Source organism: Herbiconiux sp. UC225_62 (assembly GCF_042694625.1).
GTDB lineage: Bacteria > Actinomycetota > Actinomycetes > Actinomycetales > Microbacteriaceae > Herbiconiux.
In genome coordinates, this window is the sequence record NZ_CP170551.1 from 1679251 (window position 1) to 1697607 (window position 18357).

General features: G+C 70.7%; 14 protein-coding genes. All 14 read right to left on the reverse strand.

Annotation, left to right across the window (positions count from 1 at the left end; all coding sequences use genetic code 11):
• Positions 1 to 92: 92 nt before the first annotated feature.
• The 14 genes from ACFJGU_RS08025 to ACFJGU_RS08090 all read right to left on the reverse strand — a co-directional run bounded on the left by ACFJGU_RS08025 (position 93) and on the right by ACFJGU_RS08090 (position 18348).
• A complete protein-coding gene (locus tag ACFJGU_RS08025) occupies positions 93 to 587 on the reverse strand; it encodes a hypothetical protein (protein ID WP_382309248.1) in 495 nt (164 codons plus the stop codon).
• A gap of 8 nt (positions 588 to 595) precedes the next feature.
• Positions 596 to 1081, reverse strand: a complete 486-nt coding sequence (locus ACFJGU_RS08030; RefSeq protein WP_382309249.1) for a hypothetical protein — start codon at positions 1079 to 1081, stop codon at positions 596 to 598.
• Between the two features lie 41 nt (positions 1082 to 1122).
• Positions 1123 to 2199 carry a hypothetical protein gene (locus ACFJGU_RS08035; RefSeq protein ID WP_382309251.1) on the reverse strand — a complete coding sequence of 359 codons (1077 nt, stop codon included), beginning with the start codon at positions 2197 to 2199 and terminating at the stop codon, positions 1123 to 1125.
• 83 nt (positions 2200 to 2282) lie between these two features.
• A complete protein-coding gene (locus tag ACFJGU_RS08040; RefSeq protein WP_382309253.1) occupies positions 2283 to 2549 on the reverse strand; it encodes a WXG100 family type VII secretion target in 267 nt (88 codons plus the stop codon).
• Between the two features lie 139 nt (positions 2550 to 2688).
• A complete protein-coding gene (locus ACFJGU_RS08045) occupies positions 2689 to 7143 on the reverse strand; it encodes an FtsK/SpoIIIE domain-containing protein (protein WP_382309255.1) in 4455 nt (1484 codons plus the stop codon).
• A gap of 11 nt (positions 7144 to 7154) precedes the next feature.
• Positions 7155 to 7904, reverse strand: a complete 750-nt coding sequence (locus ACFJGU_RS08050) for a hypothetical protein (protein WP_382309257.1) — start codon at positions 7902 to 7904, stop codon at positions 7155 to 7157.
• Positions 7901 to 9514 (reverse strand): protein kinase, encoded by a 1614-nt coding sequence (locus ACFJGU_RS08055; protein WP_382309259.1) that lies wholly within the window; start codon positions 9512 to 9514, stop codon positions 7901 to 7903. Before ACFJGU_RS08055 ends, ACFJGU_RS08050 begins: the two co-directional genes overlap by 4 nt.
• Entirely contained in the window at positions 9511 to 11202 is a 1692-nt protein-coding gene (locus tag ACFJGU_RS08060; RefSeq protein WP_382309261.1) for an FHA domain-containing protein, read from the reverse strand. Before ACFJGU_RS08060 ends, ACFJGU_RS08055 begins: the two co-directional genes overlap by 4 nt.
• A gap of 1 nt (position 11203) precedes the next feature.
• Positions 11204 to 12052: a PP2C family protein-serine/threonine phosphatase gene (locus ACFJGU_RS08065; protein ID WP_382309263.1), complete on the reverse strand. Its 849-nt coding sequence runs from the start codon at positions 12050 to 12052 to the stop codon at positions 11204 to 11206.
• Positions 12049 to 13329, reverse strand: coding sequence for an RDD family protein (locus ACFJGU_RS08070; protein ID WP_382309265.1), 1281 nt, complete (start codon positions 13327 to 13329; stop codon positions 12049 to 12051). Before ACFJGU_RS08070 ends, ACFJGU_RS08065 begins: the two co-directional genes overlap by 4 nt.
• Positions 13326 to 15710: a transglutaminase domain-containing protein gene (locus tag ACFJGU_RS08075; protein WP_382309267.1), complete on the reverse strand. Its 2385-nt coding sequence runs from the start codon at positions 15708 to 15710 to the stop codon at positions 13326 to 13328. The genes ACFJGU_RS08070 and ACFJGU_RS08075 overlap by 4 nt, the downstream gene beginning before the upstream one ends.
• On the reverse strand, positions 15710 to 17113 hold the full coding sequence (locus tag ACFJGU_RS08080; protein WP_382309269.1) for a DUF58 domain-containing protein: 1404 nt from the start codon (positions 17111 to 17113) through the stop codon (positions 15710 to 15712). Before ACFJGU_RS08080 ends, ACFJGU_RS08075 begins: the two co-directional genes overlap by 1 nt.
• A complete protein-coding gene (locus tag ACFJGU_RS08085; RefSeq protein ID WP_382309271.1) occupies positions 17113 to 18084 on the reverse strand; it encodes an AAA family ATPase in 972 nt (323 codons plus the stop codon). The genes ACFJGU_RS08080 and ACFJGU_RS08085 overlap by 1 nt, the downstream gene beginning before the upstream one ends.
• Before the next feature lie 48 nt (positions 18085 to 18132).
• Entirely contained in the window at positions 18133 to 18348 is a 216-nt protein-coding gene (locus ACFJGU_RS08090) for a hypothetical protein (RefSeq protein WP_382309273.1), read from the reverse strand.
• Positions 18349 to 18357: the final 9 nt, after the last annotated feature.

Genomic DNA, 18357 nt, shown 5'->3' on the forward strand with positions numbered 1-18357 from the left:
TGGGCGCAGACCGCGTCCGGACGAAGAGTCAGCGCGCTCAGCGGGAACTCGGATTCCGGCGGTCGGAGCTGAGTTGAGGGGCCAGGAGCCGGTCAGCCGCCGAAGAGCTTGCCGAAGAAGCCCTTCTTCTGAGGCTGCCACCCGGCGGCCTGGAGGGCGGCGATGAGGGGCTGCTTGATCTCGTCGGTGGAGAAGGAGTAGCCGTAGAAGTTGCCCTCCGTCGACCCCTGGCGGTCGGTGGTCTTCGACGCGGTGCCCACTCCGAACTGGAACGAGACCTTCTTCTCCCGACCCTTGAACATGGAGGTGTTGCCGGAGATGCCGATGCTGTCGGAGTCGCCGTGCACGGTCGCGCGGTTCTCGGTGTCGGTCTCGTCGAACGACCACTCCGACTCGGCCGGGTCGAGCGTGACCCGCAACTCGTAGCCGGCGGAGATGATGCCGGCGGCGGATGCCGCTGCCCACTTCACATCGGCGTATTTCCACACGGCGCGGATGCCGTAGGCCGCGGGCTCGTAGACGAAAGGCAGTTCGTCGCTGTTGAGCGCGAGCACGCGCGCCTGTGCCTGGGCGAGATCCTCAGCCATCGCGCGCCCTACGCCGAGACCGTCGAGAGCCGGGCGCTGGACTGGATGTCGCGGAGCTCACCCCAGATCTCCGTGGCCTGGGAGCCGGTGGCGGTGACCGTGAGCTGCACGAGGTCGACGACGGGACCGTTCTCGACCACGGCGAGACGCACACCCTGCATCAGGGTGCCGACCCGGGCATCCGGGTAGCTGAACTCGAGGCGGAAGCCCGGGAGTCCGAGCACTTCGTAGTCGTCGCGCACCAGCTCCACCTTTCCCTCGATCGACTCGACGCGGGAGACCACGGCATCGATCGCGGTCTGGAGCGAGTATCCGGTGGCGTAGCGCGACACGGCCACCACCACGTTGGGACGGAATTCGCCCTGCGGCACGGTCTTGCCGGCGGCCAGCACGGAGCCGGTCACCGAGAGGGCGTGCCAGTCGTCGGGGAGGTCGAGCGAGAGCGACGGGAACGCCGGAGCGGAATCGCCGGGGAAGGTCAGCGTGTGGGTCATGGATTCAGCCTTTCAGACAAAGAGGATGAGGGAGCGGGCGATCAGCCGATTCCGAAGAACCCGGCGACGGAGTCGACGGCGTCCTGCGGGCTGAACGAGACGTCGAAGTCGGCGCCACCGCCGATGCCGAGGGCCGCGCCGATGTCGACCGACACGCCGACGTTGTCGAAGGAGACCTCGGCATCGACGTTCGCGTGGGCGCCGATGCCGGCGTAGACCTCCGCGCCGCCACCGACGGTCACACCGACCACGGAGGCGCTCCCGTCGACGCCCGCCTGGGCACCCGCGAAGGCGTCGAAGCCGGCGTTGGCGCCGATGCCGTCCGGGCCGATGGTCGCCCCGGCGTTCACCTGCGCCTCGGCGCCGGCCATCACCTCGGCACTGCCTTCGGCGCCGGCCAGCCCGCCGAGCACCTCGACGTTTCCGTTCACGCCGGCCGTGCCACCCACCATGGCGTCGGCCGAGGCACTCGCCTCGGCACCGTCGAGGCTGATGCCGGCGCTCGCCTCGGCGTTGGAGTCGACGCCGACGAACGCTTCAGCCGTGCCTTCGCCTTCCGACCAGCCGTTCTCCCAGCCGGCCGTGGCGTCGGCACCTGCGCCCCATTGCCAACCCGCCTCGGCGCTCGCCTCGGCCGAGGTGAGGCCCACGTCGGTGCCGGCGCTCGCGTGCCCGTCGGCCTCGAAGCCATGTGCGTCGGCGCTGCTGTGCGTGGTGGTTCCGTCGTCGCCACCTCCGCCGCCGTTCGAACCGCCGCCTGAGCCACTCGAGCCACCTGAGCCGCCCGACCCCCCGGAGCCGCCGGAGCCTCCGGAGCCGCCCGATCCGCCTCCGAACGCCCCGCCGTCCGTCGACGAGCTGTTCTGCTCCTCGGCGTTCTTCACGAGATCGCCGCTGCCGGCCACCAGCGCCTGGACCGCGGCCTTCAGCTGCGCGGTGTAGGTGCCGTTCCAGTCGGAACGGAAGGTCGTGGCATCCGGACCCTGCCAGGCGTGAGTCTGGTTCACGCTCGAGGTGAGCGTCGACGTCACCGTGTTCAGATTCTCAGCGGCGCTGTCGAACTTCTTCGCCAGCTGCCGGAGCTGTTCGACGTCTGCTCCGTAGAAACCACCAGCCATGACACCCTCTCAAGCGTGCGGATCGATGTGGGAAAAGGGCGAAGGCGGGGGTTCCGGATACCGGAACCCCCGCCTCATTCGAACTAGGCGTTCGAGGTGGCCTCCTGGTCGGAAGCGTTCTTCGCCGCCTTCTGCGACGCATCCTCGAGAGCGGCGATGACCTGCTTGAGGGCCGCGGTGTGCGTGGAGTTCCACTCGTTGCGGAAGCCCTCCGCGTCAGGACCGGTCCACTGCACGCTCTGCAGGGCGCTGGTGAGGGTGGTCAGGATCTGCTGCACCTGCTGCGACTGCGTGTTGAGCTGCTTGCTGAGCGAGCGGACCTGTTCGACATCGAGACCCCATACGGCCATTGTTCTCTCCTTACTCCACGCGATCCGGGCTGTCCGGAACCGCTACTTCCTGTGAGTGCTTCTCACAAGAAAGACACTATTGACAGCGTCGACAACCGTCGATGGGGAGAAGTCCCCATGAGTGTTCCGCCCCTGCCCGTCAGTCGTCACGGGTCGCCACCTGCAGTTTCACCACGCGTCCGCCCTGAATGAAGAATCCCCGGCCAGGCGGCAGATCCGAGCGCTTGAAGCGGCCCAGTGTTGTGCCCAGCAGGGTGTCGCCGTCGAGCTCGCCCGGCACCAGGAGCAGTCCCCGCTTCGCGTTCTTGAAGGAGCCGCCGAGGGTCCATGCGGCCGACCAGGTCGACGACTCGCTCTCCCCCACCACGAACACGTCGTCGCGGAGGGCCCGCTTCACGAGCCGGTCGACGTCGGCCTCCAGGGGGGAGCCGTTGAGCTCTCCGATGTTCTCCAGCACGATCGCGAAGTCGCCGGGCTTCAGCGTCTCGGCGTCGAGCTGAGCCGCCACGTCGTCGGCGAAGGCGGCGACCTGCGCCGGGTCGCTCATCGAGAGCGACCACAGCGGGAGCGGCGTCAAGCTCGTCTTGCGGGGCGAGATGTGCACGAGACGGATGCGCGGATCGGCCCGTCGGAGCGCCGTCGCGATCGTGGCCAGGGCGGTCGAGCGTCCGCTGCCGGCCGACCCGGCCACCAGGAGCGCTCCTCGGGCGCCGACGGCGAACGGCTCCAGCGAATCGTCGCGCACTCCGAACACCGGTTCCGCCGCGACCGTGGCGGGCAGGGTGCTGAGTGGGATCGAGTCGCCGAGGGTGCGCACCGGCTCGGCCGGCTTCACACCCTGGCGGGTCATCGCTTCGGCGAGCTTCGCGATTTCGCGCGCCTGCACGGCGACGTTTGGATCGGCGCCGAGCATCGCGATCTGCACCTCGTCGCCTCCCATCACGCCGCGGCCCGGGGGCGACACCGCGCTCAGGGTGTCCTTCGGCGCGTTGACCAGCGAGTAGTCGTCCTCGTTCGCCATCCGGAGCACCAGGCGGCGCTGGATGGTGCTGCCGAGCGAGGCGGGCACCGAGTTCGGGCGGTCTCCCGCGATCACGATGTGCACGCCGACCTGGCGGCCGTCGGTCGCGATCTGCGAGAAGGTGGTGAACCAGGCGGAGTGCCCGCCGAACTCGTACTGGTCGCGGAACGCTCCGATGCCGTCGACCAGCACCAGGATGCGGGCTTCCTCGGCACGGCCCGAGAGCCGGCGGTACTCGCCGATGCTGCCCGCGCGAACGGCCGAGTAGCGGGCCGAGCGGTCGTCGACGAGGTCGCGGAGCATCCGGAGCAGGCGGATGACGCGTTCCTCGTCGTCGCCGTCGATGATGGCTCCGACGTGCGGCAGTTCCTGCAGCATGCTGAGGCCGCTGGAGCCGAAGTCGAGGCCGTAGACGTGCACCGGTCCGCCGCGCGGGGTGACGGCGGCGGCGACCGCGATCATCCGGAGCGTCGCGCTCTTTCCCGACCCGCCTGTGCCGTAGACGGCCATGTTGCCGTCGCGGTCGGGTTCGTAGAAGACGGTCGGCTGGCTCTGCGAGGCCGGGTCGTCGATGACGCCGAGCAGCAGCTGTTCGTCGGTGCGCGGGTTCGGCAGCAACGAGAAGTCGTAGACGGCGGCCAGCTCGTCGAGCCAGGGCTTGCGGGGGTCGGGGATGCCGGCCATGGAGGCGGCCGTGCGGATGCTCGACACCAGCCGGGCGATGTCCGTCGGCCCCGGGTCGCGCACCTCCGGAGCCTCGACCTCGGGCTGTTCCCACACCGCGCCCGAGCCGAAGTCCATCTCGGTCATGTCGATGCGGGGCCTCGGCGGTTCGTTGGTGGTCCACCCGCCGAGGTAGCCGGTCTGGAAGGCGGCGAGCCGGCCCGGTCCCGTCTTCGCCGCCCCGCGGCCGGGGATCGACTGGTCGAAATAGGCGGCCATCGGATCGCCCAGGATGTCGCTGGAATCGTCGGCGTCGGCCATCCGGAGTGCGATCCTCAGGTTGGTGTTGGCACGCAGGTTGTCTTTGATGACGCCGGCCGGGCGCTGGGTGGCGAGGATGAGGTGCAGCCCCAGCGAGCGGCCGCGCTGGGCGACATCCACGACGCCGTCGACGAACTCGGGCACCTCCTGCACGAGGGCGGCGAACTCGTCGACCACGATGAGCAGGCTTGGCGGGGTGTCGGGGTCGCCGGTCTTCTCGAGGCTCACCAGATCTTTCGCCTTCTTGCGGTTGAGCAGGTGCTCGCGGTAGCGCAGTTCGGCCCGCAGACTCGTGAGCGCTCGGCGCACGAGGTGCGGCGAGAGGTCGGTGACGAGGCCGACGGTATGGGGCAGAGCCACGCAGTCGGCGAAGGCCGCGCCGCCCTTGTAGTCGACGAAGAGGAAGGTCGCGCGGTCGGGACTGTGCGCCGCGGCCATCCCGAGCACCCAGCTCTGCAGGAACTCGGACTTGCCGGCACCCGTGGTGCCGCCCACCAGGGCGTGCGGGCCCTGGTTGCGGATGTCGAGGTAGAACGGCTCGGTGCCGGAGTGTCCGACCAGGGCGCGGAGCGACCCCTCTTTCTTGCGGCGGACGGGCGGCGAGCCGTCTCGGAGCGCGATCGAGTTGCTCTCGCGCCAGCGGTCGATGACGGCCTCGGCGATCTCGGCGAGATCGGTTCCGGCGACGGCGAGGTAGGAGACGGATCGCGGCAGGTCGGATTCGTCGTCGATGGGCGCGCCGACGTCGACCACGGGTGCCAGTTGCCGCGCCAGCCGGTGGGCGGTCTCGGCGTCGACGGTCTCGCACGCCACCGGGTAGGTGTGTTCGCCGAGTCGCACCTGACCGCTGGTGGCTTCGGTCGCGCTCTGCTCCACGCTCACGAAGCTGCGGCAGGCGGCGGGCAGATGTCCGATGGACGGGGCTGACCAGACGATGTGCACGTCGGCATCCGCGCCGCGTTCGGCGAGTCGGGTGAGGCGACCGCGATCGATGGGGGCGTCGTCCTCGACGACCACGATCACGGCGGGGGTGATCGGTTCGGGGAGCTCCTCCTTCGCATCCTTTCCGCGAGAGGTCTGGTCGAGGGGGCCGCGCGGGGTGACCTGGTTGCCGGTGCGGCTCTCGATCAGTTCTTCGAGGCGGGCCATCAGGGCCAGTCCTGACCCGGGGTTGTCGGCCAGGTGGTCGCCGCCGAGCGGGCTGTGCGGCGAACTGGTGTGGGGAAGCCATTCGAGCCATTCCCAGGTGGGCCGCGAGGTCGGGGACACGAGAGCGCAGACCACCACCTCGGCGGGCGAGTGCAGTGCGACGAGCTGCGTCAGGATGCCGCGGGCGACGCCGTGCCGCGCCTCGCTCGCGCCCGCGACGCCGAGGGCGCCGACGCTGCGCAGCTGCACGGTGACCGGTACGCCGTCGATCCAGGCGAAGCGTTCCGCCACCTCTTCCACTTGCTCCCAGTACTCCGGCAGCGCGTCGTTCGAGTTCGGCAGGGTGACCTTGTCGCGGCTGTGCGCCGTGCCGAGGCCGAGGCGCAGCGACAGGAACGCGTCGTGCTCCGGCCGGTGGGTCCACATCAGTTGGCCCAGGCGGTGCACGGCGTCGATCGTGTCGGCCACCGCAGGCGCCTCGGTGAGCCGCACGGCCCGCTGAACGCGCTGCTTCTCGTGCAGCCGCGCCACGAAGGCGTCGAGGGATGCGCGGAACTGCTCGATCGCATCCTTCAGCTGACGTCGGGTGGTGAGCTGGTGATCGAGCCAGGTGCCGATCATGAGGATGGGACTGAGCGCCACGAAGATGATGCTGAGCGGCGAGCGGGTGACGGCGAAGAGCACGGCGCCCATGATGAGCGGTGCCACGAGCGCCACGATCGGGAACCGCTGGGTCTGCGGCTTCTTCGGCGGCACCGGCGCGGGGAACTCGGCCCCGGGGTAGCGGGCCACCACGCGCGGCGAGCGGTTGAACTCGATGACGGGCGTGGAGGGCGCGGCTCCGCCGAGGCGCTGCAGCGGCACGATGCAGATGGCGGTGTCGCCGATCACCACCACGTCGGCCGAGGAGAGCGTGGTGCGGGCGATCTGCTCGCCGCCCATCAGCAGCCCGTTGGCCGAGTTCATGTCGATGATCTCGACGTGCTCGCCGATGTTGATGCGGGCGTGCCGCTTCGACACGAGCCCGTCGGAGAGTCGCACGTCGATGCCGCGTTCGCGACCGAGATAGCTGGAGCCGAAGGGCAGCGAGAACTCGGCACCGGCATCCGGACCGCTCAGCACGCGCAGCGTCGCGGCGGCGGGGCCGCGCTGACCGGCGGCGCTGAACGCCTCGCTGTGCTGGGTGACCTCCAGCACGGAGCCGGAGCGAACGCCCGAGTCGAGCAGGTTCGACGTCGGGTCGAGCACGCGTGCCTCGCCGTTCGCACCGGTCACCTGCAGGGTGAGCGACGTGGGGGCGACCTGGGGTTGTCCCGCGCGCATCGGGTCGCCCGCGTAGATGGCGTCGGCGATGTCGGCGACGGTGGCGGTGGCGTCGGCGGTGATCTGCAGGTTGCTGTTGCTGCCGCCGGGGCGTTTCAGTGTTGCTTTGATGCGCATGCTGTGCGGGCCTACCTGTCGTCGGCGTCGTCGTGGGGGGCGTCGAGCAGGGGGAGATCGGCCTTGGTGACGAGGCGCGAGAGCACCGCGTACTCCACCAGGCGCGCGCGACGGTTCGTGGCCAGGGCGCCCACCCCGCCGCGCAGCCCCTCGACGCCGGTGCGGCTCAGCTTGTCGCAGACGTTGTCGAGCTTGCGGTTGAAGCGACTGAGCGCCCAGCCGAGCCGCTGCGCCGCAGCCTGCGAGGAGGGGATCTCGCTCGTGCCGGTGCCGTCACGCTTCAGCATGGTCTCGGCGAGGGCCAGGATGAGCAGCTTCTGCGACTCGGTGAACGTGACGGCGCCCACGGTGGTGGCGCCGCTCCCCTCGGGGGCCGGACTGGAGTCGTAGAAGGTGGGCGCCGTGGTGTGCACGGTGAACTCGTAGCTCGTCGGACCGGCGGTGAAGACGACGGTGGTGAGCCCGAAGACGATGGGCATGCGGGCGCCGGGCGCGAGCCAGGCCTGCATCGTGCGGCTGGCGTCGGAGACCGTGGCCGAGAGGCGTGAGCCCACGTTCGAGAGCCACCACATGCCCTCGACGTTGGCGATCTGCAGGAAGCGCCGGTGCAGATACTGGTTGTCGTCGATGTCGAGGTCGGCCTCGCGACCGATCTCGAACGGCTTGGCCGGGTCGAGGGCGAACCACTCGCCGCAGAACTCCACGCTCGCCTCGGAGCGCGGAGTCGCCGGAGGAGGAGTCGTCGTCTCGTCGATGGTCATGGCGTGCACCCCACAGTCGGTTCGGAGCCTTTTCCGTCGCTGCGCACCACCGCGACCTCGATGCACACGGTTCCGCCGCCCTCCGGAGGCTGCACCGTCACGGTGGTGGAGTCGACGCGCACCGCTTGGTTCACGGTGCCCGGCGTGGCCAGCGACCAGCGATAGCTGTCGCCCTCCTGCGGATCGGGATTCGTCCAGGTGAACACGATCCCGTCGGCGGTCGCCTGGCCGGTGACATCGGTGGGGGCGTCGACCGCGGAGTTGCCGACGTCGATCTCGTCGACCGGCTTGTCGGTCTCGACCGCCTGCTGCTCCGCAGGACTTCCGCCGCCGTTCAGGGCGAAGACGAGTGCGCCGACGCCGATCAGGACGACCAGGACCGCCGCCCCGAGAAGGTAGGGGAGCAGGCGTCGCCGCGAAGGAGCCTCGTCGACGGTGACGGGAGCGGCGACGGCCTCGCGGTGCACGGTCTCCTCGACGGCCGGCTCCGGAGCCGAGAGGCGGGAAGGAGGGACCCGGCCTGCCACCGGCGCGGCAGGACGCAGGAGCGTCCGCTCCTCGGCGGGTGGCGCGAGCGGCGGGACGGGCGCCGAGAACGTCGGCCGCGGAACGGACGAGGTGCTCGTGTCGGTCGGGCGCCGTCCGGTGACCGGTCCGGTGGGATCGATCGAGACGATGCCGCGGATGCGGGTGTTGCCCTCGTCCTCCTCCTCGACCTCGTCGCTGGAGAGCTGCTCGTCGAGCACATCGGTGGGGGTGACCGACATGCTGAGTTCGAGCTGCACCTTCTGCAGGGCGCGGGCGAACTCGAGGGCGGAGCCGTAGCGCTGGTCTTCGCGCTTCGCCATCGCCGTGGCGAGCACGGCTTCGAGCGACGGAGGCACGTCGGCACGACCTGTGGGGCTGAGCGGGGAGGACTGGATGCGCGCGATCAGGTCGAGCCCGGTGTTCGCGCCTCCGGGGACCTCGAACGGCGAGCGGCCGGCGAGGATCGTGTAGACGGTCGCGCCGAGCGAATAGATGTCCGCCGCGGCCCCGCTCGACGGCACGGCGCCGAAGACCTCGGGCGGCGACCACGGGATCGACATGCCCACCGACTCCTGCTCGCCGCCACCGACCAGGGCGACGGAGATCCCGAAGTCAGTGAGGGCGGGCCGGTTGTATTCCGTCACGAGAATATTGGCCGGCTTGATGTCGCGGTGCAGGATGCCGGCGCGATGCGAAGTCTCGACCGCTCCTGCGACCTGGATGCCGATCCGCAGCGCCTCGGACACGCTGATCTTCTCCCGGCGGTAGCGCGCGCCCAGGTTCGGTTTCGGGCAGTACTCCATCGCCAGGTAGGGCCGCCCGTCGGTGGCGATGTCGGCCTGGTAGATCGTGACGATGGACGGATGCGTCGAGAGTTGCGCCATCAGGTTCGCTTCGGCGTCGAAACTCTCACGCGCGCCCTCGGTGAGCGCCTCGGCGAGCAGCACCTTGATGGCCACGCGACGGCGGGGCATCCGCTGCTCGTAGAGGAAGACGTCGGCGAAGCCGCCCGAGCCGAGCAGCTGCAGGTAGCCGAACCCGGGGATCTCGGGCGGTGCCGAGGGTGGGCGGCGCGCGTTCACGGGATCTCCTCGAAGCTCACGGTGACGCCGTCGCCGATGTCGACCACGTCGCCCGAGAGCACGAGCACGGGCTCATTGGGGCCGAGGCGCAGCGGCGGGGTGCCTTCGCGATGCAGCACCGATCCGTTCGTGGTGGCCAGATCGACCACGAGCACGTGACGGCCTTCGAGGCGGACCTCGAGGTGATTGCGCGAGATGTCCTGCTCAGGGCTCGCGACCGTGATCAGCACGGGCACCTGGTCGGCCTGCACGCGGTTCGCACGCGGACGGCGCCCGATGATCACCGGACGGTCGAGCGGATGCGTCTCGCCGGTCGACAGCACGATGCGGCCGAGCGCCGAGGTGGGCAGCTCCGGCGCCGATGCCTGGGCGGCACCGAGACGGCGCATGGCCTCGAGCTCGGAGACGGTGACGGTCAGGCCGTCGTGGTCGTCGCCGATGGCGGGCGCGGCGCCGGGGGTGGTCGCCGGGGCTGCCGGGGCGGCGGCGTTGGGCGTCGGCGGCACCGTGCGTCCAACCAGGCTGTCGCTGCCGGACGGGGCGCCGACGCCGCCGAAGTTCGGCACGCTGTCGATGAGGCCCGAGCTCTGCGGCATCGCGGGTGTCGCCGCTGCCGGAGCAGCAGGGGGAGCGAAGCCACCGGCGTCCGCCGGGGCGGGAGTCGCCGGGGTTGGAGGCGTCGCGGCTGGCGCAGTGATCGGAGGGGATGCGAGAGGGGTCGGCTCGTCGTCCTCGTCGTCGTCTCCGACGTCGCGCACGGCCGCCTCTTCGACGCGCTTGACCACGGTGGCTCCCCACAGGTGGTCGTAGGCGTCGTCCGGCAGCTCGTCCCGGGTGAACTCGAGCTCCGCGTGCGGCTCGGCTGCGCTGTCGGGCTCAATTTCTGCACCGGCCTCGGCTCCCTTGTCTGGCTGAATCTCCGCGTCGGGGCCGGCTTCCGCGTCGGGACCGGCTCCTGCGTCGGGCCCGCCTCCTGCTTCGGGTCCGGCTGCGCTGTCAGACCTGTCCGCCTCGGCGGTCGCTCCTGCGTCGGCGCCCTCGTCGGGCAGGATGGTCTCCTCGGGGATTCTGGTCTCCACAGGCACCCCGGCTCCGGAGTCCTCCGTCACCGCGGGCGCTTCGGAGGCACCGGACACCTCAGGAGCGGCGGGCGCCGAGGCAGCGCCGGCCTGCTCGGCGTCCACCGTCTGCTCGGGGGCGCTCACGCGCAGCACCGACGTGGGAGCATCCTCCTCGAGCTGCACGGTCACGGCCCCCGCCAGCACCACCCCGCTCGCGATGGGGAACCAGTCGGCGTCGTTCGTCCGAGGCGCTGCGGGCGCCCGCAGGGTGACGCTGCGGGCGGAGCCCACGACGCGTTCGCTCCAAGTGGTGACGTCGGCGCCCGAGACCACGAGGGGCGAGCCATCCGCTCCCCCTTCGTCGACCTCGATGGCGAGCTCCCCGCGAACCGCGAGCCGAACCTCGGCGCCGGAGACCGTCACCACCGCGAAGGGCGGGATGGACCGCAGGCTCGTGCCGAAGGCGCCCGTGAGCGATTCGAGCACGGCGCCGAGCCCGTTGCCCGCGTCGAGCGAGCTCCAGATGCTCTCGAGCATCTCGGCATCCACGCCGCTCGGCAACACGGCGACTCCGCCAGGGGTCACGACCGCTCGCCAGGAGCCCGGGGTGTATCGCAGTCTCGTCATGTCAGTTCCTTCCGCCGACCCCTACCGGGGAGCGCGGGATGGTGTCCTCGCCGTGCCCCTGGTCGCCGTCGGTCTCCGCGTGCGGCGCGGACCCGTTCGAGGCCGCGTCCCAGGCGTCGATCACGACGGCCGTCAAGTTGTCGCGCCCGCCGTGGAGGATGCCCTCGTGCACGAGACGGGTGGCGGCATCCGCGGCCTTGGGTTCTTCGCGCAGCACCCGCGTGATCAGCTCGTCGTCGAGTTCGCCCGAGACGCCGTCGGAGCAGATCATGATGCGGTCGCCGGTCTCCACGGGCACCAGCCAGTAGTCGGGCTGGAAGGCCCCGCCCGCGCCGAGGGCCCGGGTGATGACGTTGCGCCCCGGATGGCTCGCCGCCGCCGCCCGATCGAGCTCTCCTTCGTCGAGCAGCTCCTGCACCACGGAGTGATCGACGCTGATCTGCTCCAGCGATCCGCCCGCGAGCCGGTAGGTGCGCGAATCGCCCAGGTTGAACACGAGCCAGTAGGCGTGCCCGTCGTTCTCGGCCAGCGCGACCCCTGACACGGTGGTGCCGGCCCGGCGGTTGCCCGTGGAAGCCAGGGAGGAGATGGCGGCGTAGGCGCGTTCGAAGGCGGTACGGATGTCGGACGGGCGCAGGTAGGCGGGCCCGGTCAGCTCCGCGAACGCGTCGACCGCCAGGGCGCTGGCGACCTCGCCCGCCTCGTGTCCGCCCATCCCGTCGGCCACCAGGAAGACCGGGGCGGCCGCGAGGAAGGAGTCCTCGTTGGCGCGGCGCCGCAGTCCCGTGTGGGTGGCGCTGCCGACCGCGATGCGCAGATCGCCGGAGGAGATTCCGTCGTGCTCGCTCATCCGGCCTCCACCGTGATCAGCCGCGTGCCCAGTCGCACGCGGTCGCCCGCTTGCACGACGACGCGCTCGCCGGGGTCGAGGGAGTACTCGGCACCGTCGTCGCGCACGATGGCGGAGCCGTTGGTCGAGCCGCGATCGCTCACCCAGACACCGGTGTGGTCGACGCCGAACTCGAGGTGCGTCTTCGAGACCGAGAGCGTGTCGCCCGAGAGGGCGATCAGCAGATCGGCCGGGTCGCCGCCGGGAGAGACGGGGTCGCGACCCACCACGCCGTGCCGGGTGATCGGGATGCCGGCACCGGTGTCGAGCCGGAAGAGCGTGCTGCCCGCGGTGGCGGAGGACCGACCCGAATCGCTGAGCCGGGTGCTCTCGAACTCGTCTTCCGCCGCCAGCTGCGCCGGAGTGACCGGGGGCTGCGGCGCGAAGCCGGGGACGGTCGAGATCGGTTCGGCCAGGGGTGCGGGCGCGAAGGATGCCGCGGCAGCCGGAACAGGAGCCGGAGCGGCGGGCGCAGGGGCGACGGGGGCCGATGCGATTCGCGGCGGGGGCTTCGGGTACCCGTCCCCGACCTCGACCTGCCCGGGAACGGCCTTCAGTGGGTTGGGCCCGGCCTTCACGTCGATCACCCAGGTGCGAGCCGCCTTGTCGTGCCAGCCGCGCCCGCGCTTCCCGTCGTCCCAGAGGGGGGAGAGGTAGATCACGTACTGCCCGAGTCCGAACACGAGCGAAGCGCCCGCGATCACGAGGTTCCGCACGAGCATCCACCCCAGTCCCGGCCGGCCGAGGGTGCGCACGCTCACGATGCGCAGCCCCATGATGAGCATGCCGAGGGAGAACCCGAAGAAGGCCTGCAGCACGAGGGTCACCACCGGGAAGAGCAGCGCCATCCCCAGCAGCAGCACGGCGCTCGGTCCGTTCACGGCGACCCGGCCGGCGCTCGCCACCACGGGGATGACCCCGAGGGTGATGAGGGGCACGCACACCACCAGCCAGAGGATCAACCCGAACACGCCGTCGAGGAGGAAGGCGACGACACGCCTGCCGTAGCCGGTGGGAACGATGTCGTCGAAGCGGATGGGCTCGGCCACGGGGGTGGGCCGCCAGCCGTCGACGGCGCGCCCGTCGGCGCCGGCCGCGGGCGCCTGCCCGGCCACCTGGCCGAGCGCGGCGCTCTGACTGCGGGAGGAAGCCGGAGTGCCGCACACCAGGCAGAACTGGGCGCTCCGCGGAACAGGGGAACCGCACTGAACGCAGGGCAAGGCGGGGGAATCGGTCATCGTCGTCCTCCTCGTCGTGGGCGTCGGCTGAAGAACGACCGCAGCGACCAGGCCGCGGCGAAGCGCTTCCACCACGATCTCGACCTCGCCATGTTCTTCACGATCACGTCGACCTCGGTCCAATACTGCTCGACGTCGTCATCGGACGGGTCGCCCGGGCCGAAGACGCTGGTGTCGGCCTGGGTGGCGACGGCCAGGACCGGGGTCTCGGGGTAGGCCTCGGCGAGGGTGGCGGCGGTCACGCGCCGGGTGGCGCCGACGGGCACCGGGGTGCCCAGGTCGCCTGCACGGTCGACGATCTCGTCCCATCCGCCGCTCACCCGGTCGGCGGCGCGTTCGGCCCGGCGGCGCTTGTTCCGTCGTCGGAGCTTCAGCAGCACGATCGTGAGGAGGGGTCCGCCGATCAGGATGAGGAGCAGCAGGATCCCGCCGCCGATGAGGAACACCGGTCCGAAGTCGAAGCCGTCCTTGTCCACGTCGTCCTGATCCGTGTCCTGCGAACGGATGTCCGGCGGCAGCTCGGCCGGCTCCTGCGGCGGGGGCGGCGGCTGGAGCACCTGCGCCTTGGGGTCGGACTTGGGCTTCGGCGCCTCTTCGAGAGGAACCTGGTCCTCGGGGGGAGTGGGGTCGAAGGCCACCCACCCCGCACCGTCGAAGGGCACCTCCACCCAGGCGTGCAGCTGATCGCCCGTGATGTCGTAGGTGGCGTCGGTGCCGTCGTACTCGTCGGGGTAGAAGCCCATCACGACCCGAGCGGGCATGCCGAGCGACCGCACCATGAGCGCCATCGCCACGGAGTACTGCTCGTCGTCGCCCACCATCTGCTTCGCGCTAAGCATGCTCGCGATGCGTTCGGCGCCGTGACCCGCGCGGGAGACGGCTTCGCCTTCGAGCCCGTGGCTGAAGAAGCCGTTCTGACTGAGACCGGAGGCGAGGTTGCGCACCTGCTCGATGGGGGTGTCCGCGTCGCCGAGGTACTCGTTCGCGAGGGTGGAGATGTCGTCGGGCACGCCGGTCGCGCGCGGCACCTGGATGTTGGACACGGCCCGCTCGGAGAGCTGCTCGTCGTTGAGGCGGGGAGGGATGACGGTGCCGACGGTGTAGGAGTCGCCCTCCGTCAGTCCCGTCGTGTTGAGGGCCACACCGGTCGCGGCGTTGTAGTGGAGGGTGTTCTTCAACTCGGCGGCCCGGTCGCCGGTGAAGGAGAAGGAGTCGAGATAGCCGGCATCCGGAACCCACACCCCGTCGAGGCCTGTCAGCGTGACGTCCAGGGTGGCGGGATCGCCCTCGACGTCGTTCGCGATGTCGTCGCTCACGCGCACGAAGGTGCCCGATCCGCTCGACCCGTCGCCGGCGACGTTGTAGACGATGCCGTCGTAGGCGTCGAGCGTGGCGAGCCGGATGCGCGAGTCGTCGGGCAGGCCCTTCACGGTGAAGAGCGACTCGTCCTTGAAGTCGCGCACGAAGGTGCGGTAGCCCACGAGCGGGCTGGCGTAGTCGTGCAGGTCGAGGGGCGGCACGATCTGGTCGCGGATGACCTCGCGCGCCGACGCAGGCACCAGCAGCCCACCGAACACGAAGCCCAGGCCGAGGGCGGTCACCACGAGACCGGCGCCCAGTGCGAGGCGAGTGGTGCGGAGCTTCTTGGCCGAGTCGGGATCGGCGGAGGCCTCGAGACCGGGCGCGCTGAGCGCGGTCCCGACCGCGGCGATGCGGCGCGCCTCGTGGCGTCGCCAGGCGGCCCAGACCAGCGCGATCCCGGAGAAGGCGAGACCTTGGGCGATCGGGAAGGCCGCTTCGCGCGTTCCGAAGGCGATCGCGGTCACGAAGAGCGCGACGGCGGGCAGCAGTGCCCACATGGCCCGTGAGGGGCGCAGTCGCAGGGCGAAGCTCGTCGACAGCACGCCCGCGAGGAGCGAGGAGAGGTAGGGCACCACGAGCACGGCGGGGAAGGCGCCGACCGGGGTCACGAGGGTGAGCACGTCCTTCCACGAGAACACGATGCCCAGCACGAGTTGGCGGATGCTCTCGAAGGTGGGGATCACGCCGAGCAGAGTGGTCTGCGGCACGGCCAGGATTCCGCCGAAAAGCAGGTAGGCCACGATGGTCACGGCCGCGACGATCACGATGTTCCAGCGCAACCGCCATCCGGCGAACCCGATCAGGATGCCGAGCACGGCGCCGCCGAGTCCGGCGACGAGGTAGCCGGCGCCGCCGAACGCCGGACCGAAGCCGAGTACGGCCACGAGCAGGAGGGCGGCGATGACGCCGGCGTCGAGGAGCAGGGCGCCCAGGGTGCGGCCGTTCGCCGGGCGCGGAGGAAGCAGGGGCGTCGGGGTGCGCGTGGGGGCGGCCGCCGCGGCGGCTCGGCGTTCGCTCATCAGCTGTTCGCCCTCCGGAGTGCGAGCGGGAAGTCGGTCAACTGGCCGACGGTGAGGAGCGTCAGGTCGCCGATCTGCCGGAGCGACCGCGGAGCCCCCGGCTGCGCGCTCACCGCGATGACGCGCACGCCCAAGGGGATGTGCACGGTGGCGGCCTGCAATTGCGTCGGGGTGACCGTGCTGCCGAACAGCAGGAAGGCCACCGAGGCGTTCGGTACCGAGGTGCCGAGTGTCCTGGCGAGCTGGGCGATCGACTCGTGGCGGTCGGCGCGCTCGATGCCCGAGAGCTCGTCGAGCAGGCGACGACCGGTCTCCGACTGCAGTGTGTCGCGCTGCGTGAGCACGGTGAGGTCGAACTCCTCGCGGATGGCCTGGATGCCGAGCGAGCCACAGATGGAGACGGCCAGCTCGAACTCGGCGTTCGTGCCGAGATCGGCGTCGTCGCCGCGGTCGAGGTAGTCGGAGCGGTTGGTGGAGAGGGCCAGCGCCAGATGCGACCGCCGGGTCTCCTCGAACTGGCGCACCATCAGCTTGCCGGTGCGGGCCGATGTCTTCCAGTGGATGTACCGCCGGTCGTCGCCCGGGACGTACTCGCGCAGGGCGTGGAACGACACGTCGTTGTCGGAGAGGATGCGGCTCTCGATGCCTTCGAGGTCGCGCAGGAAGCCGGCCGACGAGCCGCCGAGCGGCACGGTGCGCGGATGCACGTAGAGGTCGACCGGGTCGGTCCAGCGGATCTCGCGCCGCATCAGACCGAGCGGGTCGCCGCGCACCGAGCGCACCGGCCCCACGACGATCACCGCGCGACGACTGGTGGGGATGTTGAAGAGGTCGTCGTGCTCGGCCTGCGGGGCGAGGCGCGGCAACTGGAAGCTGGCGAACGCCGAGCCGACCGGCAGCTCGATGCGCGCGGGGAGGAGGGGACGCGACGCGGTGTTGGTGACGGCGATCCGGCCGACCGCACGCTCGCCCACCACCACCCGATTGAGGGCGAGGTCGAGGCTGACGGCGTAGGCGGAGCGCCCGATGGCGAATCCGATCGCGATGAGGAGGGCGGCGAGCAGCACGAACGCGATGACGACGAGCTCACGCCAGCCGAGCACCAGACCGGCCACGAGTGCCGCGACGGTGGTGACGAGCACGGCCCAGCCGAATCCCGACACGGTGCCGAGCACGGGACCGAGGGTGCGGCGAGTCGTGCCGAGGGCCGGGCCGGCCACGCGCGCGACCGAGCGCCGCGCCGGAGCCGTGGCCAGCACGAATCGGGGCCATCCGGTGGCGCGCAGCCACCGCAGCGACCGCAGGGCGCTGTCGCCCGAGCGGACCTGCCGGTTCGTCTTCTCCGCGCCCCTGACCCGTCTCGGCCGAGACGAGCGCCCGGGCGCCTTCGCGCCGTCTGTCATCAGGCGGGCTGCCTCGATTGCGGGGCGGCGACGTCGGCGAGAACGCGCGCCAGAACCTTCTCGGCGGTCGCCCCCGTGAACTCGGCTTCGGCGTCGAGCACGAAGCGGTGGGTCCACACGGGGCCGGCCAGGTCCTTGATGTCGTCGGGCAGCACGAAGTGGCGGCCTTGAGTGGCCGCCCACACCTTGGCGGCGCGGATGAGCGCCATGGCGCCGCGTACGGAGACGCCGAGGCGCGACTCGGGGGCCGAGCGGGTCTCCTCCGCCAGCTGGGCGGTGTAGCGCAGGATGGCGGGGTCGACGTGCACGGTGGCCGCCAGATCGGCCATGTCGGCGACCGCCGAGGTGGTGATGACGGGCGAGAGGCCCGAGGAGGGGTTGCGGTTCGCCGACCCGGCGAGGATGAGTTCCGCCGAGGCCAGGTCGGGGTAGCCGATCGACGTCTTGATGAGGAAGCGGTCGAGCTGCGCCTCCGGCAACCGGTAGGTGCCGGCCTGCTCGATCGGGTTCTGCGTGGCGATCACGAGGAAGGGGCGGCCCACCTCGTGCGCGACACCGTCGACCGACACGCGCGACTCCTCCATCACCTCGAGCAGGGCGGACTGGGTCTTCGGCGAGGCGCGGTTGATCTCGTCGGCCAGCACGATCGACGCGAAGATCGGCCCCTTGTGGAAGTCGAACTTGTGGGTGTCCTGGTCGTAGATGGTGACGCCCGTGACATCCGACGGCAGCAGGTCGGGCGTGAACTGGATGCGCTGATGCGTGCCCTGCACGGTGGCCGCGATCGCCTTCGCGAGACTCGTCTTGCCGGTCCCGGGCGCATCCTCGAGCAGCACGTGCCCCTCCGAGATCATCGCCATCAGGGTGAGCCGGATGACGTGCTCCTTGCCGAGCACGGCGATGCCCACGTTCTTCACGAGGCGGTCGAAGGTGCCGGCGAACCAGGTCGCCTGCTCGGGAGTCATCGTCATCGGGTTCCTGTCCGTTCGTGTCGTCTGAATGGTCGTGGGCCCGTCACGTCAGCCGTTCCACCAGCTCGTCGAGCCGCTGAAGCTGCCGTCCGGGCCGTTCATGTCGGCTCGCACCGTGGTGTTCGGGTAGCCCCAGTACTTGCCCGTCTGGGCCGAACCGTTGCCATTGCCGTCGGTGGTGACGGTGATGTCGTCGAAGTAGTTGCCACTCGTGTAGACGCGGCCCGTGTAAGTCGAGTTCGGCTTGCCGTCGGAGATCGACACCTTGATCAG

Excerpts from the sequence above, each read along its gene's own strand:
- ACFJGU_RS08025 (WP_382309248.1), bottom strand. The coding sequence starts at position 587 with ATGGCTGAGGATCTCGCCCAGGCACAGGCGCGCGTGCTCGCGCTCAAC.
- ACFJGU_RS08030 (WP_382309249.1), bottom strand. The coding sequence starts at position 1,081 with ATGACCCACACGCTGACCTTCCCCGGCGATTCCGCTCCGGCGTTCCCG.
- ACFJGU_RS08035 (WP_382309251.1), bottom strand. The coding sequence starts at position 2,199 with ATGGCTGGTGGTTTCTACGGAGCAGACGTCGAACAGCTCCGGCAGCTG.
- ACFJGU_RS08040 (WP_382309253.1), bottom strand. The coding sequence starts at position 2,549 with ATGGCCGTATGGGGTCTCGATGTCGAACAGGTCCGCTCGCTCAGCAAG.
- ACFJGU_RS08045 (WP_382309255.1), bottom strand. The coding sequence starts at position 7,143 with ATGCGCATCAAAGCAACACTGAAACGCCCCGGCGGCAGCAACAGCAAC.
- ACFJGU_RS08050 (WP_382309257.1), bottom strand. The coding sequence starts at position 7,904 with ATGACCATCGACGAGACGACGACTCCTCCTCCGGCGACTCCGCGCTCC.
- ACFJGU_RS08060 (WP_382309261.1), bottom strand. The coding sequence starts at position 11,202 with ATGACGAGACTGCGATACACCCCGGGCTCCTGGCGAGCGGTCGTGACC.
- ACFJGU_RS08065 (WP_382309263.1), bottom strand. The coding sequence starts at position 12,052 with ATGAGCGAGCACGACGGAATCTCCTCCGGCGATCTGCGCATCGCGGTC.
- ACFJGU_RS08070 (WP_382309265.1), bottom strand. The coding sequence starts at position 13,329 with ATGACCGATTCCCCCGCCTTGCCCTGCGTTCAGTGCGGTTCCCCTGTT.
- ACFJGU_RS08075 (WP_382309267.1), bottom strand. The coding sequence starts at position 15,710 with ATGAGCGAACGCCGAGCCGCCGCGGCGGCCGCCCCCACGCGCACCCCG.
- ACFJGU_RS08080 (WP_382309269.1), bottom strand. The coding sequence starts at position 17,113 with ATGACAGACGGCGCGAAGGCGCCCGGGCGCTCGTCTCGGCCGAGACGG.
- ACFJGU_RS08085 (WP_382309271.1), bottom strand. The coding sequence starts at position 18,084 with ATGACGATGACTCCCGAGCAGGCGACCTGGTTCGCCGGCACCTTCGAC.